We start from the raw sequence: 22,240 nt of genomic DNA on the forward strand, positions 1-22,240 counted from the left end.
CGTCTCCTCAGGTCGCGATGTCCAGATCCTTGCTCTCGCGGGAGGCGTAGAACGCCACGAACGAGATCGCCGCGGTGCCGATCAGGAACGCCGCGACCGGCCACGGCTCGCCGCCCGACCGGGCGGCGAGCGTCGCCCCGATCAGCGGGGAGAACCCGGCGATGGCCGCGCCCACCTCGCGGGAGGCGGCGAACCCCGTGTACCGGACCCGCGCCCCGAACAGCTCGGCGTAGAACACCGGCTGCACGGCCACCTGCGGCGCGAACCCGCCCGCCCCCATGATCATCATGGCCAGCCACACGACCCAGGGGACGCCGGTGTCGACCATGAGAAAGTAGGGGTAGGCGAACGCGGCCACGAACAGCACGCTGAAGAGGTTGAGCGGGCGACGGCCCACCCGGTCCGACAGCGCGCCGTACACCGGCTGCAGCACGATCACGGTCAGCCCGAAAAAGATCACCCCGAGCAGCGCCGTGCGATTGGTCAGCCCCAGCTCGGCGGTGGCGTACGCGACGCTGAACGTGGCGAGGGTGTAGACCACGGCGGTGTCGCAGATGTGCGCGCCGACGCCGACGAGGAAGCTGCGCGGGTAGCGCGCGATCGTGTCCCTGATCGGCAGCTTGACGATCTCGCGACTGCGCTCCATCTCCAGGAACACCGGCGACTCGGCGACCCGCAGCCGCACGTAGAGCGCGACCCCGATCAGCGCGAAGCTCACCAGGAACGGCACCCGCCAGCCCCAGGAGGTGACGTCCGGCTGGGGCAGCAGCTGGACGAGCAGGAACGCCGAGGTGCCGAGTACCAGGCCGATCTGCACGCCGGTCTGGGCGAAGGAGGCGTAGTAGCCGCGCCGGTTCTGCGGGGCGTGCTCGGCCAGCAGCGTCGCCGCGCCGCCGAACTCCGCGCCCGCCCCGAGCCCCTGGCAGACCCGCAGCAGCGTGAGCAGGATCGGCGCCCACACCCCGATCGCCGGATAGGTGGGCAGCAGGCCGATCAGCCCCGTGGACACTCCCATGATCACCGTGGTGATGATCAGGGTGGAGCGGCGGCCGATCCTGTCTCCCAGGTGGCCGAACAGGACGCCGCCGAACGGCCGGACCACGAAACCGACGCCGAAGGTGGCGAAGGCGGCGATCGTGCCCGCGGCCGGATCGGCGTCGGTGAAGAAGAGCTGGTTGAAGACGAGAGCGGCGGCGGTTCCGTAGATGAAGAAGTCGTACCACTCCAGGGCGGTGCCGACGAGGGCGCCCGCGACGACGCGCTTGAGTTGGGGGGTGGCGGCCATCTAACCTCCTGGGGACGAATCGGCCCACGGAACGCCGAGCCGCGCGGCCAGCCCGCCCAGTTCCGCCCACACCGCGTGCGGCACCGGGATCCCCTCCGCCAGCCGGGTGCGGCGCGCCTCCGCCTCGGGCTCCCCGGGCACGACCACGCCGGGGCCGGACTCGCGCAACGCCCGGCAGAAGGATTCGGCCTGGTCGACGTAGGCGTCCAGGGGGACGAACGCCGCCACGTCGAGCGCGGTGATCACGGTGCCGAACGTGCCGTCGTAGGCCTCGGAGCAGGACACGCCGGTGCCTGTGAGCAGCCCGCCGACCAGCTCGACGAGCACGCTCAGGCCGTAGCCCTTGTGCCCGCCGAACGGCAGCAGCGCCCCGCCCCGGTAGAAGTCGCCCGGGTCGGTCGAGGGGCGCCCGCCGGCGTCGACGAGCACTCCTTCGGGCGCGGCCTCGCCGGCGGCGCTCAGCAGGGCCAGCTTGCCCTCGGCCATGGCGGCGCTCGCCCAGTCCATGACCACCGCCTCGCCGCCGGCGCGCGGCGCGGCCCAGGCGATCGGGTTGGTGCCGAGCATCCTGCGGTGGGCGCCGCCGTAGGGGGCCACGGTGGGGTCCGCGTTGCCGACGATCTGCGCGATGAGGCCCTGCCGGGCGAGCGTCTCGGCGTACTCGCCGAGCCTGCCGACGTGGTTGCACTCGCCGATGGCCACCACGCCCACGCCGTGGGCGCCCGCCAGCTCGGCCGCCTCGGCGGCGGACAGCCGGGCGGCGGCCTGCCCGAAGCCGCGCCGCCCGGACACGACGGCGGTCCCGCCACGGCGGGACACCACGTGCGGGCGGGCGGCCGGCACGATCATCCCGGTCTCGATCATGTCGAGGTACGGCACCAGCCGTCGGACACCGTGGGAGCCGTGCCCGGCCAGGTCGGCGTCCACCAGGGACGCGGCGACCACCGCGGCCGTCTCAGGGGGCGTACCGGCCGCCTGGAGGATGTCGCGGGCCAGGTCACGTAGGTGGTCGGCGGTGCTGACGTGGGATGTCGAGGCCATGGCGAGCTGTCTCGTTAGGCGGTAACTGTCGCTCCGTGTGGGCGCATATGCCCGCTGCTTCCCCACTGAAACCAGGGCGTACCAGGTGGAACGGTCCCATCGGGCTCGGTCACGGGAGTGAGCCGCCGGAGGCCATGACGTCGGCGAGGGTGATCTCGCGCAACAGGGTGTGCTCATGGTCGTGCAGCCGCGCCCAGATCTCTTCGAGGGGCGCCGCCGCCTTGGGGAACGGCCTGGCGGCCTGCTCGGTTCCTTCGGTGACGCGGATGACGTCGGCCAGGGAGATCTGCCCGGCCGGGCGGGCAAGCCAGTAGCCGCCCTCGGGACCGCGCTGGCTGTGGATGAGCCCGGCCCGGCGGAGCTGGAGCAGGATGTTGTCGCAGAAGCGGCGCGGGATGTCCTGCGAGGTGGCGACCCATTCCGCGTGGACCGGGCCGCCTGCCTCCGCCAGGGCGAGCATGGCTCCCAGGGCGTACTGGGTGCGTGCGGAGATCCTCACAGGTGTCAGGCGGAGGTGGTCTCTTCCTCGGGCTTGCGGAGATCGGCCTCGACCGCCTCGACGGTCTCGTTGGCCTTGTCCCGGCGGTACTCGCGGATCGAGTAGGCCAGGGCGGCGGCCCACAGGACCGCGATGGCGAGGTAGGCCACGGTCTGGACGTCGCCGGGGGCGTCGATCCAGTCACTGCGCAGCAGGGTGCGGACGTTGGTCAGGATGATGAGGCCGCCCACGGCCGAGCCGAGGATGCGCGGCGGGATGTGGCGCACCAGCCAGGCGGCGATCGGCGCGGCGATGACGCCGCCGACCAGCAGCACGGCGACCCAGGAGAAGTTGATGTTCTCCGAGCCGATGCCGACGAAGAAGCCGATGCTGGCCGCGATGGCGACGATGAACTCGCTGGCGTCGATGGAGCCGATCACCTTGCGCGGCGCCAGGCGGCCGCTGGCCAGGATGGCGGGGGTGCCGACCGGCCCCCAGCCGCCTCCGCCGGTGGCGTCGACGAAGCCGGCCACCAGTCCCAGCGGGCCGAGGAAGCGGCGGCGCAGCGGCTTGCCCAGGTTGCCGCGCGGCAGGCCGAAGGCGGTGAAGCGGACGAGGATGTAGACGCCCAGCGACAGCAGGATGATCGACATGACGGGGGCGGCGACCTCGGTCGACAGGTTGGACAGGAACGTCGCCCCGGCGAAGGCGCCGATCGCGCCCGGCACGCCGATCCTGGCGACCACCTTCCAGTCGATGTTGCCGAAGCGCCAGTGTGAGATGCCCGAGGCCAGCGTGGTGCCGATCTCGGCCAGGTGAACGGTGGCCGACGCGGCCGCGGCGTTGGTGCCGACGGCCAGCAGCAGCGTGGTCGAGGTGACACCGTAGGCCATGCCTAGGCTGCCGTCGACGAGCTGGGCCACGAAGCCGACCAGCCCGAGCAGGATGAGCGCTCGCACGACCTCCCCTTTCCTATGATTCCTACTGTACAAGTAGGAATCTAATGGATAGATACTGACAGTCAAGTCACGTTTACGTATCGCGGCCCGGCGAAGTTCTCGCCGGGTCATCGGTCCCACCGGGTCTGAGAACAGGCATGCCGAAAGGAACGGACACCGAAGTTCCCTGGGAGAAGTCAGGCGTGGGCGACGAACCGGCCGAAGCGGCCGCCGTGGTAGAGGAGGGGGCGGACCGGGCCGCGCACGTTCGCCTCGGCGACCAGCCCCACCACGAGGACATGGTCACCCACCTCGCGGGTCTCGTACGGCAGGCAGACCAGGTGCGCCGACACGTCCTGCAGCAGCGGCGCGCCCAGCGGGCCGGGCCGCCACCGGGTGGGCTCGGCGAACCGGTCGATGCCCTTGCGGGCGAATCGCGCCGCCACGTCGGCCTGGTCGCCGGCCAGCATGTTGACCGCGAAATGGTCCGCCGCGCGCAGTGACGGCCAGGTGCTGGAGGAGCGGTCCACGTAGAAGGACACCAGCGGCGGGTCCAGGCTGACGGAGCAGAACGACGTCGCGGTCAGCCCCACGGGAAGGCCTTCACTGCGGGCGGTGATCACCACCACCCCGGCGGGATGGACGGCCAGCGCCCGCCGGAAGCCGTCGGCGTCCACCGTGCGGTCGGGCGCCAGGGGATCGGAAACCGTGTCCGTCATGACTCCGTCGCCTCCGGCTCGGCGTCGTCGTCGGGGAGGTCGTACCAGTGCGTCTCGGCGGGGAATGGGTCAGAGGTCATGATCACGAAATTGCTCCTCACGGGAGAGACGCCTCGCCCGCTGGAGGGAGGACGTCGAGTGAGAGCGTGAGCGCCGTCGGCCACGCCAGGAGAAGTCGGAGGGAAGGAACGTCTTCGTGATCAACGACACTGCGCGCTGACGACGTGGCCGAAGTCCACGTGCGCGCGCTTGGTCAGGTTGATGCCCTGGCTCATACCTGGAACGTACGCTCCTGTTCCCCCAAAGTCAACATTTCCTACTGGCTTTACATGAAATACTCACGACTGGGCCGTGGGCACCGGAATCGCGGGGAAGGGGTTGTCCGGCAGCAGGATGCACCTGCGCGCCTGCTCCGGCTTCATCGCGGCGTCGAAGTGGAGCAGTGCCGCGCCGATCCCGGCGGCCCCGACCAGGTAACCGGTGTCCGCCGACACCTCGCCGGGCCGTAGCCGGCGGTAGGCCTGGTACCAGCGCATGCCCCGCCCGTCGTAACCGGTGGCGCGGCCGATGAGGTGGGTGGCGAGGGTCTCGGCGTAGGTCGCGTACAGGGGACGCCCGGTCGCCGCCCACAGCCCGACGAACAGCTCCAGCAGGCCCGCGGCGCCACAGCACTGGCAGGCCACGTTCCAGAACCCGGCCGTCTGCCGGTGCGGGGCGCCGCTCTCCATGATGCCGCGCGCCAGCCGCTCCACCCAGTCGAGGTGACCGGGGTCGCCGGTCGCCCGGTGCAGCTCGTAGAACATCCGGGCCACCCCGGCCGAACCGGAGCAGAACCCCAGATAGTGCAGCCCCCTGCCCTGCGGCACGTGGTGCGGGACGACGGCGCACCGGCCGGCCACGACGCCGACCTCACGGACGAAACCCGCCCCCCGCAGCGCGGCGTTGAGGAAACGCCCCTCACCCGTGCGCTCGTACAGGCGGGCCAGCAGGAAGGCGGTGCCCGCCGTGCCGGACAGGAAGCCGGGCGTGACGGCGTCCTCGGGCAGCCCCGGGCAGTCGCCGAAGCGGTGGCCCGGCACCGCGAGGTCGGCGATCCGCTCCCCCGCGGCCAGCGCGACCTCCTCGTAGGCCGGCACGCCGAGCACCGTGGCGGCCCGCAGCAGGCCGAGCACGATCCCGCCGTCACCGCTCTGCGCGGGGTCGCCGGTCCAGCCGGGACCGCCGCCGAACGGGCGGGCCGCCTGGACGATCCGGTCGGTGGCGGCCACCGCCGCCTGCTCGAACCGGTCGTCGCCGAGCGCCCAGCCCGCCTCGGTGAGCGCGACGACGACGCCGGAGAGGCCGTGGTAGAGGGACAGGTCCGTCTGGTCCTGCCAGGTGGCGGCGAGGTAGCGGGCCCCGGCGCGGGCGTCCTCCAGGTAGGCCTCGTGGCCGGTCGCGGCGGCGAGGTCGAGGAAGAACAGCACGATGCCGGCCGCCCCGGCGTACAGGGAGGCGGGCTCGGTGTCGACGGCCGCCCTCCCCCTGGGGTCGGGGTTGGCTCGCCAGTGCCGCCCGCGTTCGTCGTCGGCCGCGGCGGAGCGAATCCATCGCCCGGCCATGATCGCGGCGGTCATCGGTGTCTCGACGTGGTCGCTCGGTGAGCGGGTTCTGTCCAAACCCATGCTTTGAAGCATCCCACATAGTTGGTAGGTAATGAGGTGATACTTGTCAGTCCTTAGGAGGGATGATCGTGCCCCTGCCGGACTTCCTCATCGCAGGCGCGCCCAAAGCCGGGACGACGGCCCTGCACGCCGCTCTGCACCGCCATCCGCAGCTGTACATGTCACCGGTCAAGGAGCCCAAGTTCTTCCTCACCGACGGCCCGCCGCCGGCCAGAGGCGGGCCGGGCGACGCCAGGACCTACCGCGAGCACGTCTGGCGGCGCGAGGACTACGAGGCGCTGTTCGCCGCCGCGCCCGCCCGCACCCTGAAGGGCGAGGCGACCCCCTTCTACCTGTACGACCTGAACGCGCAACGCCGTATCCGGACGACGATACCGGAGGCGAGGATCATCGCGATCCTGCGTGACCCGGTCGAGCGGGCCCACTCGAACTGGACGCACCTGTGGTCGGCCGGGCTGGAGCCGATCGACGACATGGTGCGGGCCTGCGCCGAGGAGAGCGGGCGGATCTCCGCCGGCTGGGCGCACTTCTGGCACTACACGGCCCTGGGCCGCTACGGCGGGCAGCTCGCCCACCTGTTCACGCTGTTCCCCCGGGAGCAGGTGCTGATCTTCCGCTACCGCGATCTGGTGGACCGGCCGGCCGAGACGCTGGACCGGATCTGCGCGTTCCTCGGCGTACGGCAGGGCCTGGTCACCCAGGTGCCGAGGGAGAACGTGACGGCCCACCCGGACGCGAGCCCGCGCCACGCCCTGCTGTCGTCGTTCCGGCGGCGCCTGCCCGCCACGCTGGCCGCGCCCATCGAGACGCTGCTCCAGCACCGGGGCGAGTCGCGCCGGCCGCTGACCTGGGAGCAGCGCAGCCGGCTCCTGCCCTACTTCGCCGACGACATCGCCCTGCTGGGGCAGGTCACCGGTGACGACTTCGGCGACTGGCTCGGGCCCAAGTCCCGCTCCGGCGGGCTGGTCGGCACCCGGCCGCCGAGCCAGCGCCAGTCCAGGAACGGCCGGGCGGCGTCGCTCTGATCAGCGCAGCCCGGGTGCGGACTCAGGTGCGGAGTTCGGTGCGGAGCTCGTGGGTCCCGTCGGCGCGGGTGTACTCGTAGTAGAGCCGGGTGCCGCCCGCCGGCAGGTCGACGAGGTCGAGATAGCGCAGGCCGCCGCCCTGGTGCGGCGACGCCGCCGCAGGGGCGTCGCCGTACGGGGCGAGCGAGCCGGGCTCGGCTCCCACCGCGACGCCGGTGCGCTCCTCGTAGTTCTCCGCCGCACTGGCCCGCCCGTCGTAGAACGCCAGCACGCGTCCGCCGTCGAACCGGACGGCGCTGACGCGGGTGCCCCGCGCGTCCCACTGGCCGGGGCGGCCGCTCAGCGCCGTGCCCTGCCAGGTCCACTCCAGGCCGTCGGCGCTGGTGGCGTAGTCGGTCACCATCTGGTCGGCCTCGTCGGGGTCGTCCAGCGGATGGCAGGAGGCCCACAGGTGCCAGACCTCGCCGCGCCGTACGATCACCGGATCCTTCACCCCCGTCTTCGGGGCGCCGGGCAGGACGATCCGGCGCGCGGCCGGATCGAACGCGGCGGGGTCGCCGGCCTCCAGCACCTCCACCCGCCAGTGCTTGGTGCCGGGGGTGGCGCAGCTGAGGTAGAGCCGCCAGCGGCCCTGCGGCAGGCGCACCAGCGCGGGGCGCTCCAGGGACTCGGCGTCCATCTGCTCGCGGTTGATCGTGGCCAGCGTCTCGAAGCGCTCGCCGTCGCGGGAGCGGGCGATCACCACCGCGTAGCCCCGCCCCTCTCCCACCGGGCGGCGCAACCGGTAGGCGAGGTGGATCCACCCGTCCCCGGCGACGGCACTGGGCGCGCCCGCCCAGTGCCCTTCCCCGGTGACCGGGGGCAGGACCGCGACGGCCGCACGATCGGGATCGGGCAGCAGGCCGCCGAGAACGTCCTCATTGATCGACATGGACGCGAGATTAGGCCACGACGGGGAGCCAGGCATGCCTGGTCACCTTCCTTTTAGGATTCCATGTAATGCCTATGGACATTACCGGAAATCCGTGGCCGGCACGGCTAGCCGGCGTCCCGCTCCTGCTCTTGCTCCCGCTCCTGCTCTTGCTCCCGCTCCTGTTCGCCGCCCCCGGCGACGTCCAGGAGGTACGCCCCCGCGTCGGGCAGGGTGATGCCGAAGCTGTCCTCGGCGACCGGCTCGCCTTCGGCCGTGACCGCCTTGAACCGGGTCTCGCGGGTCGGGCCGTCACCCGTGATGTGGCCGCACAGGTGGCCGGTCCGGTCGTACACCGCCCAGCGGCCCGGCCCCACCTGGGGCAGCGCCGAGGGATTGTCCTTGAGCCACTGCGCGTTGGCCCCGTGCCCGACCCGCACATCGTCGTTGTTGCGGACACTGCTCATGTCGCCTGTCACTCTCGGATAGGGAGTGTTCCCCGGCAGGGGACCACATCTGCGAGCCTATCCGCTCGACGGTCCCCTGCTAGTCGGACAGCCCGTTGCGCAGCTTGGTGAGCACGGCGCGCAGGATCCGCGACACGTGCATCTGCGAGATGCCGAACTCGGCGGCGATCTCGGCCTGGGTCATGTTGCCGTAGAAGCGCATCAGCAGGATGTTCTTCTCCCTGGTCGGCAGGGCGTCGATGAGCGGCTTGACGGAGTGCTTGTCGAGCAGCACGTCGAGCGAGCCGTCCTGCGCCGGGAGGAAGTCACCCAGCTCGGCCGCGTCCTCGCCGTCGCCCACGGGCGCGTCCAGGGACAGCGCGCTGTAGGCGGTGGACGCCTCCAGCGTGAGCAGCACCTCCTCTTCCGAGATGCCCATCTTGGCCGCCAGCTCGGCGACGGTCGGCGAGTGGCCGAGCGTCTGGGTCAGCTCGGCGGTGGCCTTGTTGAGCTCGATCCGCCGCTCCTGGTAGACGCGCGGCACCCTGATGGCCCACGTACGGTCCCTGAAGTGACGCTTGACCTCGCCGATCATGGTGATCATCGCGTAGCCGCGGAACTCGTGACCGAGCTCGGCGTCGAAGCCGTTGACGGCCTTCATCAGCCCAACGTACGCGGCCTGGCGCAGGTCCTCGACGGGCTCGCCACGGTAGCGGTAGCGGCGGGTGACGTCGGACACGAGCCCGTCGTACATCTCCACCAGGCGTTCACGGATACGTGCCTTCAGAAGCTCGGAGGTCTGCGGCTTGACCATCTCGGCCAGAAGCTCTTCGGCGTTCATCTGCTCGAGTGCGATATCCAGGACGGCCATGTGATGCTCCAAAACTCGCCGGCGGCCCGCCCATGGAGAAAAGCCCAGGCAGAGGCACGCCACGTACACGTGAGGCAAGAAGCCCTCTGCTGGACTTCGAGATCAATTTTGCCCCACAGAACGGCCAACGAACCTGCAAAAGGTCACAAAAAAGTCACGGACCCTCTTCGCCCTGGTCAGCGCACCGCCCTTTCACCGGAACCAAGCGCTGGACATGGTTCCCGCCCGTGACCGTCAAGGGCGGCGTGCCCCGCGCGGCGGCGGGCGGACCGGCTGCGACGTTGCCGCTGGCAGATCTTCACCCGCCCGACAGGTGCAGGAGCTCAGCATGGTGGATCTCGGATTCGTCGGCCCCAGCCGCCCGGCCCAGGACTACCGCTTCGTCAAGGTGACCGACGGCGACACCCCCACGATCGAGATGTCGATCCGCATGGTGTCCATCGACACCCCGGAAAGTCAGCTCGGCGGCAGCCCGCCCACCGCCCAGGCCACCCTCGACCGGGCCAGGACCCGCCTGAGCGACGGCACGTACGACGCGCTGCCGGAGGACCTGCGCGAGCATCTCATCGCCCGCCTCACCCCCGACGCCGCCCAGCGGCACCTGACCGCCGGCAAGCTGGCCGCCGAAGCCCACCGGAGCATGGTCAGCACCCGGCTCACCCGCCGGGACGGCTCACAGCGCAAGATGGCCGTCATCGCCACCGGCGAACTGGTGGAACGGAACGGCCGGCTGCTCGCCTACACCGCGCCCTGGTTCACCGGCTCGGACGCCGACCCGCTGCCGCCGCGCGACCACCCCGACCGCAGGACGTTCAACCTCGACATGGTCGCCCTCGGCTGGGCCGCCACCTTCGTCATCTACCCCTCCATCCCGCGCGCCTCGGACCTGAACCTGCTCATCGACGAGGCCGGCACGGCGTGGCGGGAGCAGCGCGGCGCCTGGCACCAGTTCGGCTCCGATCTGCTGCTCGGCTATGAGTACCGGGCCTGCCTCAAGCTCGGCGACCGCACTCTGGACGATCCCGCGGACGCCATCGCGGCCGCCTACCAGCGGGTGTGCGTGGACCTGCGCACGCTGACCGAGGTCGGCCTGTTCGGCTACCACCAGGTGCCTCCGGCGCAGCGGCTGTGGATCTGGGCCACCGACCTGGAACAGGCCCGCAAGGACCTGCCGCTCACCTGACCCGCGCCGCGAGCGGCGGCTCACGCCGCTCGCGGCGCACGCAGGGTCGCGGCGTGGGCCGTCACCTGGACGCGAGCATGCCGTGCGGGTCGAGCACGTACTTGCGCGCCGCGCCCTCGTCGAACTCGTGGTAGCCGCGCGGAGCGTCGTCCAGCGAGATCGGCGTGGCGTTGACCGCCTTGGCGATCTGCACCCGGTCATGCAGGATCGCCTGCATGAGCTGACGGTTGTACCGCATGACCGGGCACTGGCCGGTGACGAAACTGAGCGACTTGGCCCAGCCGAGGCCGATCTTGATCGACAGCGAGCCGTGCTGGGCCGCCTCGTCCGCCGCGCCGGGGTCGCCGGTCACGTACAGGCCCGGAATGCCGAGCCCGCCACCCGCCCGGGTGACGTCCATCACCGTGTTGAGCACGGTCGCGGGCCGCTCCGTCTCCGCCTCCTTGCCGTGGCCACGGGCCTCGAAGCCGACGGCGTCCACGGCGCAGTCCACCTCGGGCTCGCCGAGGATCTGCTCGATCTGGTCCTTCGGCTCGCCCAGGGCCACGTTGACGGTCTCGCAGCCGAAGCTGTGGGCCTGGTCCAGGCGCTCCTTGTTCAGGTCGCCGACGATCACGACGGCGGCGCCGAGCAGGAACGCCGAGCACGCCGCGGCGAGCCCGACCGGGCCGGCTCCGGCGATGTAGACGGTCGAACCCGGCTTCACCCCGGCGCTCACACAGCCGTGGAACCCCGTCGGGAAGATGTCCGCGAGCATGGCCAGGTCGAGGATCTTCTCCATCGCCCGGTCCCTGTCCGGGAATTTCAGCAGATTCCAGTCGGCGTACGGCACCAGGACGTACTCGGCCTGGCCGCCTACCCAGCCGCCCATGTCGACGTAGCCGAAGGCCGAGCCGGGCCGGTCCGGGTTGACGTTCTCGCAGACGCCGGTCTTGCCCTCCTTGCAGTTGCGGCAGCGGCCGCAGGCGATGTTGAACGGCACGGACACGAGGTCGCCGGTCTTGATGTACTCCACGTCGGGACCGGTGTCGACCACCTCGCCGGTGATCTCGTGACCGAGGACGAGGCCCGTCGGGGCCGTGGTGCGGCCGCGGACCATGTGCTGGTCGCTGCCACAGATGTTGGTCGCGACCGATTTGAGGATCGCCGCGTGGGGCAGTTTGCGGCCCACGTTGGCCGGGTTCACGCCCGGGCCGTCCTTGAGCTCGTAGTCGGGGTAGTCGGTCTCGCGTACCTCGACTCTGCCTGGACCCTCGTAGGAGACTCCTCTGTTACCGGGCATGACGGTGCCCTCTCCCTTGTACGCGCTGTGGATGCTGGGTGGTCACGTGGTCATCGATCACCTCCCGTGTCCGGGGCGCCAGCGGCGGACGCCGTGCCCCAGACGCTCGCGGAGCTCGTCGTGGTGCGGACGCCGGGCCGCCGGCACCTCCCCCGCCGCTGCCTCCTCGGCCGTCTCGCCGCGCGACTCGCGGGCGCCGGCGATCTCACCGGCGGTGCCCTGCTCGGCCTCCTCCGGCACCTCGCGCGCCGGGCGCGCCACCAGGTCGTACACCAGTACGGCCAGCACGGCGCCGACGACGGGACCGATGATGTAGACGCCGAACTGCGCCCACGGCGTGTCACCGCCGAACACGCTGGTCGTCAGGTACGGGCCGAAGGTGCGGGCCGGGTTGACCGCGCCGCCCGTCATCGGGCCGATCACGAAGATCTCACCCGCGACGGCGATGCCGATCATCCACCCCGCCCAGCCGGTCGGCGCCCGGCGGTCCACCGCCATCGCCATGATCGTGAGCATCAGCAGGAACGTTCCCATCACCTCCAGCAGGATGCCCTGCCCATAACTCACGCCCTCGCCGAGAGCGGTGAGCCCGGTGCCCAGGTCCGCCGCCCGGCGGCCGAAGCCGCCCACGATGAGCAGACCGCCGGCGAACGCGCCGACGAGCTGCGCCACGATGTACGGCAGCACCTCCGACCACGGGAACCTGCGGCCCGCCGCCAGCGCGATGGTGACGGCCGGATTGATGTGCGCGCCCGAGGTGGTGCCGAAGGCGTAGATGACGATCGCGACGACCACGGCGAACGACAGCGAGATGAAGCCGAGCCCGGCGTAGGTGAGCTCACCGTCGCCCATGAGCAACGCGGCCACCACGGAGCCGGCTCCGAAGATCACCAGTAGCATTGTTCCGATGGCTTCTGCGACGAGACGCCGCGGAAGGTCTCCGACCATCGCTACCCCCAGATGACGATGGTTCCCAATACCCCAACCTCTGTACCTACCCACCTTTTTGGACGGTTCACCCGCAACGCCGGTGAACCTCGTCCAGCCGCTGGGTGAGACCGACCCTGTCGAGGTGTTCGAGCAGCGGAACGGCGACCCTGCGGGTGGTGTCGAGCGCGCGTCTGGCCTGGCTGACCGTGAACGGTTGCGGCAACCGGCGCAACAGCTCGGCCGCCCGCGCGTCGGCCCCCGGCAGCAGCACGATCCCCTCGCCCACCCGCAGCAGACTCCCGGCCCGCACCGCGGCGGCCAGCTCCCTCGGCCCCAGCCCCAGCTCCGCCAGCCGCCCCGCCTCCGGCGCCTGGAACGGCCGCGCCGCGAGCTCCCGCCTCACCCGCTCCACCGCCCGCCCCACCGACGCCGGCAGCCCCGCCGCCCCTGCCACGATCCGCCCGCCGACGAGCGCCAGCGGCGGCCGCACCAATGCCCCGACCAGCCGCCGATCAGGCAGCCCCAGCTCATGCCGAGCCGCCTCGACCGGCATCCCGGGCTCCAGCGGATGACCATCCCCGTACTCCCGCACCACCTCCATCAGCCGGCGCCCGAGCTCTTCCCAATGACCCGGCTCGACATACCACTCCCCCGCCACCCCCGGCCCATCGGGCGCCACCCCCATGGCCCGTAGCTCAGCGGCACGCAACAACCGATGAACCCGCAACGCGAACGCCACGTCCAGCCCACCCAGCGCGGGGGGTGCGGGGGGTGCGGCGCGCTTCGGCAGGGCTGTTTCGAGCAGGGCGGCTCGCTCCCTGGCGGCGCCCCGACGGCGGAGAGCCGGTGGGTGAACGTCGAGGACGAGCGCACCGGCGAGGACGCGGACCTCGGAGCGGTCACGGCCGGGGTCACGTCCGGGAGCACGACCGGGGTCGCGCAGCAGCAGCACGTCGCCGAGGTGCAGCGGCACCGGCCGGCCCAGGCGCAGCCGTACGACGCGCCCGCCGAGCGGCCGTGCCTCGGCCGTCACCGCCGCCGACCCCACGTGGACGGTCAACCGCCGAGGCAACCCGGCGGCCTCCTGGAGCGCCCCGACGGGCTGGACGCGTACGTCCACCAGGTCCGTGTACGTCCACCCGCCTGGCGTGACGAGCGCCTGCCCCCGGTCGGGGAGGTCGTGGCCGCGCAGGTTGACCGCCACCCGGGCGACCCCGGACACCGTGTCCCGCGACTCCTTCAGCGACTCCAGGCCCCTGACCCGCACCGGCTCACCGGCGAGCAGCAGCTCATCGCCCACCGAGACCGTCCCGGCGGGCAAGGTGCCGGTCACCACCGTCCCGCTGCCGGTCACGCTGAACGCCCGGTCGATCCACAGCCGGACGGCCGCCCCCGGATCCGGCCGAGGCAGCCCAGCCACCAGCCCGTCCAACGCCCGCCGCAGCTCAGGCAGCCCCTGACCGGTACGCCCGCTGACAGCAACCGCCACCACCCCACCGGCCTCCCCGCCAAGGACGGCATCCGGACAGGTATGAGCCCGCCCACCGAGGGCCGTGGTCAGGCGGGTGCGGGACCGCTCGATCGCCGGGGCCGGGTCGGCGAGGTCGGATCGGGTCACCACCAGCAGGCAGTGGCGTACGCCGAGGGCCTCCAGGGCCACCAGGTGCTCCTCCGACTGCGGCATCCACCCCTCGTCGGCCGCCACCACGAACATCACGGCCGGCACCGGCCCGACCCCCGCGAGCATCGTGCCGAGGAAGCGCTCATGTCCTGGTACGTCCACGAACGCGAGCCGTTCCCCCGATGGCAGGTCCGTCCACGCGTACCCGAGCTCGATGGTGAGGCCGCGCCGGCGTTCCTCCTCCAGCCGGTCGGGCTCCATGCCGGTGAGTGCCCGTACCAGGGTGGACTTGCCGTGGTCGACGTGACCCGCGGTGGCCACGACGTGCATCAGCCCGGCACCTCCGCGACCCGCAGCACCGCGCGTGCCACGTCGTCGTCGCGTTCGGGCGGGACGGTGCGCAGGTCCAGCAGCAGGCGGGCGCCCTCGATCCGGCCGGCGACCGGCGGGTCGCCCGTCCGCAGCGGGACGGCGAACCGTTCGGGCAGGCTCACGGCGGCGCTCGGCAGCCGCACGCCGGGCGCGCCGCCACCCCCGACGGCGGCCTCGCTCGGCACCCCCAGCGCGTCGACCCCGGCGCGGGCCAGGCGACCGGCCAGGGCGGCGGCGCGCGCCGACAGTGCGGCGGGATCGGCGTGCAGCGCCTGCCGGACCGGCGGGACGGGGCCGCGCAGCGTCGCCTCCAGCGCGGCGAGCGTGAGCTTGTCGACCCGCAGCGCGCGGGCGAGCGGGTGCCGGCGGCAGCGTTCGACCAGGTCGCCCCGGCCCAGGAGGAGTCCCGCCTGTGGCCCGCCGAGCAGCTTGTCGCCGCTGGCCGTCACCAGGTCCGCGCCCGACTCGATCATGGAGGTGGCGTCGGGTTCGGCGGGCAGCAGCGGCTCACGGTCCAGCAGGCCGGAGCCGATGTCCACGACGACGGGCACGCCGAACCCGGTCAGCTCCGGCACCTCGGCCGAGCCGGTGAAGCCCTCGATCCGGAAGTTCGACGGGTGGACCTTGAGCACGAACCCGGTCTCCGGCCCCACCGCGCCGGCGTAGTCGCGGACGGAGGTGCGGTTGGTGGTGCCCACCTCGCGCAGCCGCGCCCCGGTGGCGGCGAGCAGGTCGGGGATGCGGAACCCGTCACCGATCTCCACCAGCTCGCCCCGGCTGATCACGATCTCCCGACCGGCGGCGAGGGCGGTGGCGACCAGGACGAGGGCGGCGGCGTTGTTGTTGACGACGTGCACGTCCTCGGCGGCGGGCACGGCACCGGCGAGCGCCTCCAGCGTGCCCCGGCCCCGCCGCGCCCTGGCGCCCGTCAGCAGGTCGAACTCCACGTCGGCGGGCCCGGCGGCGGCGGTCATCGCCTCGACGGCCGCCGCCGACAGCGGTGCCCGGCCGAGGTTGGTGTGGATCAGCACGCCCGTGGCGTTGACGACCGGACGCAGGCTCGCCGCGCGGGCCGGGAGCGCCGTCACCGCCGCGTCGGCCACCTCCTCGGGGCCGATCTCGCCCTGCCGTGCCCGCTCCTGCGCCGCTGCCACCGCCGCCTTGACCACCGACCTGCCCAGCCGCCCGCCCGCCTCGACCAGGCGCGCGTCGGCGAGCACGGCGTCGGTGCGGGGCACCAGCCTGCGTCGGTCCTCCATATTCCGAACGTAACCGGAGGCGGACGGGAATCGAACCCGCCAGGCCGAGGACCTCGGCCTCGTCGGTTTTGAAGACCGCGGGGGCCACCAGGCGCCCAGACACCTCCACGGCGGAACCTACCCACCACCGGGTGGGTGACCCACTGTCATGGGCGCGGGAGCCGGTGGGTAGATGCCCCGCCGTCATGGGAGAGAAGGCACCCACCGGTGGGTAGGTGGCCCACCGTGATGAGCGCCACGGCACCCGCGAATCCGGTCAGGCTGACGCAGTACGCCCACGGAGGCGGCTGCGCCTGCAAGATCCCGCCCGGCGAACTGGAGTCCATCGTCGCCGACCTCATCACCGGGGCCGCCCCTCCCATATCGCCGTACCCCCGTTCTCCCGGCGAGTTGGTGGTGGGTCTGGAGGATGGGGACGACGCCGCCGTGGTGCGGATCGACGGGGGCCGGGCTGTCGTGCTCACCGCCGACTTCTTCACGCCGGTGGTGGACGACCCGTACGACTGGGGGCGGATCGCGGCGGCCAACGCCCTGTCCGACGTGTACGCGGTCGGCGGGGAGCCCTTGGTGGCGGTGAACCTGCTCGGGTGGCCCCGCGAGCGGCTGCCGCTCGAACTGGTGAGGGAGGTGCTGCGCGGTGGCCTGGACGTGGCGCGGGAGGCGGGCTGCCACGTCTCCGGCGGTCACAGCGTGGACGACCCGGAGCCGAAGTACGGCATGGCGGTCACCGGGCTGGCCGACCCGGCACGGCTGCTGCGCATCGACGCCGCCCGGCCAGGGCTGCCGATCTCGCTGACGAAGCCGCTGGGCATCGGGGTGCTGAACTCGCGGCACAAGGCGACGGGCGAGGTCTTCCCGCAGGCGGTGACGGCGATGACCACGCTGAACCGCGACGCCTCGCGCGCCGCGCTGGCCGCCGGGGTGGCGTGCGCGACGGACGTGACCGGGTTCGGCCTGCTCGGCCACCTGTACAAGCTCGCCCGTGCCGGTGGGGTGACGGCGGTGGTGGACGTGGCGGCGGTGCCGTACCTGGAGGGCGCCCGGGAGGCGCTGCGCGACGGCTACGTGAGCGGCGGCACTCGCCGTAACCTCGCCTGGGTACGGCCCTGGCTCGACCCGGGCGGCTTCGGCGAGGACGAGCAGCTGCTGCTCGCCGACGCCCAGACCTCGGGCGGCCTCCTGATCGCCGGCGAGCTCCCGGGCGCGCCGGTCATCGGCGAACTGATCCCCCTGAACGGCCCCCGCCTACTCCTTCGCTGACGCCTCTTCGAGACGCCGTCGCTGGGGGACGACGGTGTACTTGGGGTCGGCGGCCGAGGCGCGCCCCGCTTCGAGGATGCCGAAGCGGGTGCACAGCGAGCCCGCCGTGAGGGCGAGGCCGGACAGGGCGGTGAGCGCGCGGCTGCGCCCGGCGACCACCGCGAGCAGCCCGCCGCCCGCCGTCAGGACGCGCGCGGCCCGCATGAGCCGACCGGCCCGTCCCATCCTGTACGGCTCGCCGACGAACCCGAGCCGGCGTTCCATCGCCTGGCCCGCGACCGTCTCCATGCCCGCCCCGAGCGCGGCCACGGCGCGGGCGGGACCGGCGTGGGCCCGGGGCGTGCCGAGCATGCCGACCGCCCCGGCGGCGGCCATGGCGCTGCCCGCGAACAGGAACGGCAGCTCCCGGTACCCCTCGTGCCAGGCGGGCACGGCGGTGTCGGCGACCAGGACGGCGGTGTAGGTGGCGGTCAGCGGCCCGGTCACCCCGGTGACCAGAAGCGCCGCGTCGCCGGCGGCCGGCAGGACGCCGCTCAGGTCCCCGGCCAGCGCGGCGGCCGACAGCCCGCCCTGGGCGGCGAGGATCCACGAGCCGACGCTCATCGGCGAGGTGGGCTTGAAGACCCGCAGCATGTTGAGGAACCGTTCAGGCCTGCCCAGTTCAGCGGCGAGCAACGCGGTTCCGAAGACCGCCCCGGCCGCCGCCGCGACGCGGGCGGTGCGGGCCAGGCGGTCGTGGCCGGTCAGCCGGGCCATGACGGCCATCGAGGACGAGACTCCCGACAAACCTCCCAGATAAAGATATGTCGGCATGTGTGGTTCGTGCCAGATGGGGGCCTTGATCACCGGGCGGCCGTAGTAGGACCGGAACTCCGCCTCCGGCACCATCGCCCGTTCCCGCGTCACCGCCGCTCCCCCGTGCCCAGAAAGGCGAGGGCCACCGTGCCCACCGCCGACAGCGCGGCCGCGCCCGCCCAGCGCCACATGGCGGGCAGGTCGCGGGTGGTCACCACGGGATCCGGCGGCAGGCCGTACACCTCGGGCTCGTCCAGCAGCAGGAAGAACGCCCCCGCCCCGCCCACGCCGTCGCCCGGACTCTCGCCGTACAGACGGGCCTCGTCGTTGCCGTCGGCGCGCAGCCGGGTGACCCGCTCCTCGGCGCGCTCCCGCAGCTCGTCGAGCGGCCCGAACTGGATCGAGTCGGTGGGGCACGCCTTGGCGCAGGCCGGTTCGAGGCCGCCGAGCTGCCGGTCGTAGCACATCGTGCACTTCCAGGCCCGCCCGTCGTCCTCCCGCCGGTCGATGACGCCGTACGGGCAGGCGGGCACGCAGTAGCCGCACCCGTTGCAGACGTCGGGCTGCACCACCACCGTGTCGAACTCGGTCCGGAACAGCGCGCCGGTCGGGCAGACGTCCAGGCAGGCGGCGTGCGTACAGTGCTTGCAGACGTCGGAGGACATCAGCCACCGATCCACGCCCTCGTCACCGCCGACGGTCACCGGCCGCGACTGCTCGATGAACGCCACGTGCCGCCAGGTGCTCGCCCCCAGCATGCCGGTGTTGTCGTAAGAGGTCGCCTCGAAGACGAAGCCGTCGTCGGGGAGCTGGTTCCACTCCTTGCAGGCCACCTCGCACGCCTTGCACCCGATGCAGACGCTCGTGTCGGTGAAGAAGCCCATCCGCTCAGCCATGGCGGTACCTCTCCAGCAGGTCGAGCGCCGCCCGGCCCCTCGGCCGGCGGCCCGGCCGCACGTCACAGGTCATTGCCTTGCCCTCCTGGATGTAGACGTTCGGGTCGAGCACCAGCGGCATCAGGTCGTTGGCGACGTCGCCGGTGACCAGGCCGCCGCCGCCCCACCCCCAGTGGTACGGCAGGCCGACCTGGTGCACGATCCCGCCCCCGACGCGCAGTGGCCGCATCCGCCCGGTGACCAGCACCCTGGCCTCCACCACGGCACGGCTGGTCACGATCGTGGCCCAGCCGCCGTTGTCCAGCCCCAGCTCGCCGGCGAGCTGCGGTGACACCTCGCAGAACAGCTCGGGCTGCAACTCGGCGAGGTAGGCGAGCGGCCGGCTCATCGCGCCCGCCGTGTGGTGCTCGGTCAGCCTGTACGTCGTCAGCACGTACGGGAAGCGTCCCCCCGGCTCGTTGTACGGGCTCTCCGGCCGGTGGTAGGTGCGGCGCGCGGGGTTGGCCTGCTGGGTGTACAGGGGATTGCCGACCGGGGACTCGTGCGGCTCGTAGTGGGCGGGCAGCGGGCCGTCGACGAGCCCCGCCGGGACGTACAGCCAGCCCTTGCCGTCGGACTGCATGATGAACGGGTCGGTGCCGGCGAGCGCGTCCTGGGCGCGGGCGCCCTCGGGCGGCACGTAACCGGGCGGCTTGCCGAGCTCGCAGTCGGGCACGTCGTGGCCGGTCCACTCGCCGCGCTCGGCGTCCCACCACACGTACGCCTTGCGCTCGCTCCACGGGCGGCCCTCGGGGTCGGCGGAGGCCCGGTTGTAGAGGATGCGCCGGTTGGCCGGCCACGCCCAGCCCCATTCGGGCGCCACGGCGCTCTGCTCCCGGCCGGGGCGGCGGCGGGCGGCCTGGTTGACCTCGTCGGCGTACACCCCGCAGTAGATCCAGCAGCCGCAGGCCGTGGAGCCGTCGGGCCGGAGCTGGGTGGAGGTCGACAGCGCCCGCCCGTCCGGGCCGACGCCGTTGATCTCGCGGAGCACGGCCTCGGCCGAGGGCTCCCGGTGCACGCCGTGCTCCGGGTAGTCCCAGGTCAGCTCGCGCACCGGGCGGTCGATCTCGTCGTCGGCCAGGCGCCGCCTGATCAGCTTGCCGAGGTGGTAGTAGAACCACAGCTCGCTGCGGCACTCGCCGGGCGGGTCGAGCGCCTTCTCCCGCCACTGGAGCAGCCGCTGGGTGTTGGTGAACGTGCCTTCCTTCTCCACGTGGCTCGCGGCGGGCAGGAAGAACACCTCGGTGCCGATGTCCTCGGTGCGCAGCTCGCCCGTCTCCAGCTCCGGGCCGTCCTGCCAGAAGGTGGCGGTCTCCACCAGGGTCAGGTCGCGGACGACGAGCCAGTCGAGGTTCGCCAGGCCGAGGCGCTGCGCCCGGCCGCCGGAGGAGCCGACGGCGGGGTTCTCCCCCACCACGAAGTAGCCCTTCACGGTGCCGTCGATCTGGCCCATCACGGTGGTGTAGTGGCCGTGGTCGCCGGTCAGGCGTGGCAGGTGGCCGAAGCAGAAGTCGTTCGCCTCGGTGGCGGCCTCGCCCCACCACGCCTTGAGCAGGCTCACCAGGTAGGCGCGCCGGTTGCCCCAGAAGCCCGTGGTGCCGCCCTCCAGCTCCAGGTAGTGGTCCAGGCCGCCGTGCCGCTCGGCGTGCGGCATGTCCAGGTAGCCCGGCAGGATGTTGAACAACGTCGGGATGTCGGTCGAGCCCTGGATGCTGGCGTGGCCGCGCAGCGCCAGGATGCCGCCGCCGGGCCGCCCCATGTTGCCGAGCAGGAGCTGCAGGATCGCGGCGGTGCGGATGTACTGCGCGCCCACGGTGTGCTGGGTCCAGCCGACCGAGTAGACCCAGGCGGTGGTGCGCTCGCGGCCGGAGTTCGCGGTGACGGCGTCGGCCAGCTCGGCGAAGCCTTCACGCGGGATGCCGCAGAGCCGCTCGACCAGCTCCGGGGTGTAGCGGGCGAAGTGCCGCTTCAGGATCTGGTAGACACAGCGCGGGTGGGTCAGCGTCGGGTCCGTGCGCGGGCTGGGGTGCGCGGCGGGCCCGCCCGCCCCGTACGTGTCCGGCCCGGCCGCCTCGGCATCCTGGCGGCCACCCTCGGCCTGCTCGGCCGACGGCTGTTCGCCCGTGGACTCGTACGCCCAGCTTCGCGGATCGTAGGTGGCCGTCTCCGGATCCCAGCCGGAGAACAGGCCGTCGAGGTCCTCGGTGTCGCGGAAGTCCGCGGACACGATCGTGGCGGCGTTCGTGTAGGCCAGCACGTACTCACGGAAGTCCAGCTCGTTCGCCAGCACGTGGTTGATCAGCGCGCCGAGCAGCACGATGTCACTGCCCGCGCGGATCGGCAGGTGCCGGTCGGCCATCGCGCTGGTGCGGGTGAACCGCGGGTCGACGTGGAACACCCTGGCCCCGCGCGCCTTGGCCTCCATCACCCACTGGAACCCCACCGGGTGGCATTCGGCCATGTTGGAGCCCTGGATGACGATGCAGTCCGCCCCTGCCAGATCCTGCTGGAAGGTCGTCGCGCCGCCACGCCCGAAGCTGGTCCCCAGACCGGGGACGGTGGAGGAGTGTCAAATACGCGCCTGGTTCTCCACCTGGATGGCGCCGAGGGCGGTGTAGAGCTTCTTCATCAGGTAGTTCTCTTCGTCGTCGAGCGTCGCCCCGCCCAGACTGGCGATGCCCATCGTGCGGCGCACGACCTTGCCCTCGCAGGTGTCCTCCCAGGTCTCGCGCCGGGTGCGCACCACCCGGTCGGCGATCATCTCCATCGCGGCGTCCAGGTCCAGCCGCTCCCAGGCGGTGCCGTACGGCCTGCGGTAGAGCACCTGGGTCTGGCGGCCCGGATGGGTGACGAGCTGCTTGCTCGCCGAGCCCTTGGGGCACAGCCGCCCCCGGGAGATCGGCGAGTCGGGGTCGCCCTCGATCTGGGTGACCTTGCCGTCCTCGACGTAGACGAGCTGCCCGCAGCCGACCGCGCAGTAGGGGCAGATGGAGCGGGCCACGGTGGCGGCGTCCTCGGTACGGGGGCGCAGCGCGTCGGTGCGGGCCGACCGTGCGGCGTCGCTCCTGCCGTCCTCACCCCTGAGCTGGCGGATCACCGGCCAGCGGGCTAGCCATCCCCTGCCTGGCATAGTGCGAATTCTGCCCCGATTTGGGCGGTCTACTCACCACCGGCACGTGCTCGACTAGATTCGCCGACCGGGCCCAAGCCCCGAGCGAAGAAGGAG

19 protein-coding genes and 1 tRNA gene are annotated in these 22,240 nt (G+C 72.4%); 3 read left to right on the forward strand and 17 right to left on the reverse strand.

The features are described from left to right. Positions 1-7: 7 nt before the first annotated feature. From ACIBQX_RS45920 to ACIBQX_RS45945, 6 genes are all read right to left on the reverse strand, one after another. The gene (locus ACIBQX_RS45920; RefSeq protein WP_397016255.1) at positions 8-1,285 is read right to left on the reverse strand and encodes an MFS transporter; all 1,278 of its coding nucleotides are present in this window, start codon (positions 1,283-1,285) and stop codon (positions 8-10) included. Beyond that, a complete protein-coding gene (locus tag ACIBQX_RS45925; RefSeq protein ID WP_397016257.1) occupies positions 1,286-2,326 on the reverse strand; it encodes an Ldh family oxidoreductase in 1,041 nt (346 codons plus the stop codon). Positions 2,327-2,435: 109 nt separating this feature from the next. Then, positions 2,436-2,825: an RrF2 family transcriptional regulator gene (locus ACIBQX_RS45930; RefSeq protein WP_397016259.1), complete on the reverse strand. Its 390-nt coding sequence runs from the start codon at positions 2,823-2,825 to the stop codon at positions 2,436-2,438. Positions 2,826-2,830: 5 nt separating this feature from the next. Next, positions 2,831-3,763 carry a sulfite exporter TauE/SafE family protein gene (locus tag ACIBQX_RS45935; protein ID WP_397016261.1) on the reverse strand — a complete coding sequence of 311 codons (933 nt, stop codon included), beginning with the start codon at positions 3,761-3,763 and terminating at the stop codon, positions 2,831-2,833. Between the two features lie 176 nt (positions 3,764-3,939). Beyond that, entirely contained in the window at positions 3,940-4,461 is a 522-nt protein-coding gene (locus ACIBQX_RS45940; protein WP_397016263.1) for a flavin reductase family protein, read from the reverse strand. 338 nt (positions 4,462-4,799) lie between these two features. Beyond that, positions 4,800-6,125, reverse strand: coding sequence for a lanthionine synthetase LanC family protein (locus tag ACIBQX_RS45945; protein ID WP_397016265.1), 1,326 nt, complete (start codon positions 6,123-6,125; stop codon positions 4,800-4,802). 62 nt (positions 6,126-6,187) lie between these two features. On the opposite strand from ACIBQX_RS45945, the gene ACIBQX_RS45950 reads away from it, so the two are divergent. Continuing rightward, complete coding sequence (locus ACIBQX_RS45950; protein ID WP_397016267.1) at positions 6,188-7,150, forward strand: sulfotransferase family protein; 963 nt, start codon at positions 6,188-6,190, stop codon at positions 7,148-7,150. Positions 7,151-7,172: 22 nt separating this feature from the next. Here the strand turns inward: ACIBQX_RS45950 and ACIBQX_RS45955 are convergent, their stop codons facing one another. The 3 genes from ACIBQX_RS45955 to ACIBQX_RS45965 form a co-directional block, all read right to left on the reverse strand. After that, entirely contained in the window at positions 7,173-8,081 is a 909-nt protein-coding gene (locus ACIBQX_RS45955) for a hypothetical protein (protein WP_397016269.1), read from the reverse strand. A 107-nt stretch (positions 8,082-8,188) separates the two neighbouring features. Beyond that, positions 8,189-8,527 carry a hypothetical protein gene (locus ACIBQX_RS45960; RefSeq protein ID WP_397016271.1) on the reverse strand — a complete coding sequence of 113 codons (339 nt, stop codon included), beginning with the start codon at positions 8,525-8,527 and terminating at the stop codon, positions 8,189-8,191. A gap of 79 nt (positions 8,528-8,606) precedes the next feature. Then, a complete protein-coding gene (locus ACIBQX_RS45965) occupies positions 8,607-9,377 on the reverse strand; it encodes a SigB/SigF/SigG family RNA polymerase sigma factor (protein WP_397016273.1) in 771 nt (256 codons plus the stop codon). A 328-nt stretch (positions 9,378-9,705) separates the two neighbouring features. Between ACIBQX_RS45965 and ACIBQX_RS45970 the strand changes: the two genes are divergently transcribed. Beyond that, the gene (locus tag ACIBQX_RS45970) at positions 9,706-10,560 is read left to right on the forward strand and encodes a hypothetical protein (protein ID WP_397016275.1); all 855 of its coding nucleotides are present in this window, start codon (positions 9,706-9,708) and stop codon (positions 10,558-10,560) included. 61 nt (positions 10,561-10,621) lie between these two features. Here ACIBQX_RS45970 and fdhA read toward each other — a convergent pair whose 3' ends face one another. From fdhA to ACIBQX_RS45995, 5 genes are all read right to left on the reverse strand, one after another. Continuing rightward, complete coding sequence (fdhA, locus tag ACIBQX_RS45975) at positions 10,622-11,842, reverse strand: formaldehyde dehydrogenase, glutathione-independent (protein ID WP_397016277.1); 1,221 nt, start codon at positions 11,840-11,842, stop codon at positions 10,622-10,624. A 57-nt stretch (positions 11,843-11,899) separates the two neighbouring features. Continuing rightward, a complete protein-coding gene (locus tag ACIBQX_RS45980) occupies positions 11,900-12,790 on the reverse strand; it encodes an MIP/aquaporin family protein (protein WP_397016279.1) in 891 nt (296 codons plus the stop codon). A gap of 67 nt (positions 12,791-12,857) precedes the next feature. After that, positions 12,858-14,723 carry a SelB C-terminal domain-containing protein gene (locus ACIBQX_RS45985; RefSeq protein WP_397016281.1) on the reverse strand — a complete coding sequence of 622 codons (1,866 nt, stop codon included), beginning with the start codon at positions 14,721-14,723 and terminating at the stop codon, positions 12,858-12,860. After that, entirely contained in the window at positions 14,723-16,024 is a 1,302-nt protein-coding gene (selA, locus tag ACIBQX_RS45990; protein WP_397016283.1) for an L-seryl-tRNA(Sec) selenium transferase, read from the reverse strand. The genes ACIBQX_RS45985 and selA overlap by 1 nt, the downstream gene beginning before the upstream one ends. 14 nt (positions 16,025-16,038) lie before the next feature. Next, positions 16,039-16,131: transfer RNA gene (locus ACIBQX_RS45995), tRNA-Sec, on the reverse strand. 121 nt (positions 16,132-16,252) lie between these two features. On the opposite strand from ACIBQX_RS45995, the gene selD reads away from it, so the two are divergent. Next, positions 16,253-17,284: a selenide, water dikinase SelD gene (gene selD, locus ACIBQX_RS46000; RefSeq protein ID WP_397016285.1), complete on the forward strand. Its 1,032-nt coding sequence runs from the start codon at positions 16,253-16,255 to the stop codon at positions 17,282-17,284. On the opposite strand, the gene nrfD is transcribed toward selD, so the two are convergent. From nrfD to fdh, 3 genes are read right to left on the reverse strand one after another with little or no spacing between them, the layout of a single operon-like run. Continuing rightward, the gene (gene nrfD / locus ACIBQX_RS46005) at positions 17,270-18,190 is read right to left on the reverse strand and encodes an NrfD/PsrC family molybdoenzyme membrane anchor subunit (RefSeq protein WP_397016287.1); all 921 of its coding nucleotides are present in this window, start codon (positions 18,188-18,190) and stop codon (positions 17,270-17,272) included. The two genes, selD and nrfD, sit on opposite strands and share 15 nt — an antisense overlap. Beyond that, positions 18,187-18,975, reverse strand: coding sequence for a 4Fe-4S dicluster domain-containing protein (locus ACIBQX_RS46010; protein ID WP_397016289.1), 789 nt, complete (start codon positions 18,973-18,975; stop codon positions 18,187-18,189). The genes nrfD and ACIBQX_RS46010 overlap by 4 nt, the downstream gene beginning before the upstream one ends. Beyond that, positions 18,968-22,144, reverse strand: coding sequence for a formate dehydrogenase (gene fdh, locus ACIBQX_RS46015; protein ID WP_397016291.1), 3,177 nt, complete (start codon positions 22,142-22,144; stop codon positions 18,968-18,970). Before fdh ends, ACIBQX_RS46010 begins: the two co-directional genes overlap by 8 nt. Between the last annotated feature and the right edge of the window lie 96 nt (positions 22,145-22,240).

The organism is Nonomuraea sp. NPDC049714, from assembly GCF_044465295.1.
GTDB lineage: Bacteria > Actinomycetota > Actinomycetes > Streptosporangiales > Streptosporangiaceae > Nonomuraea.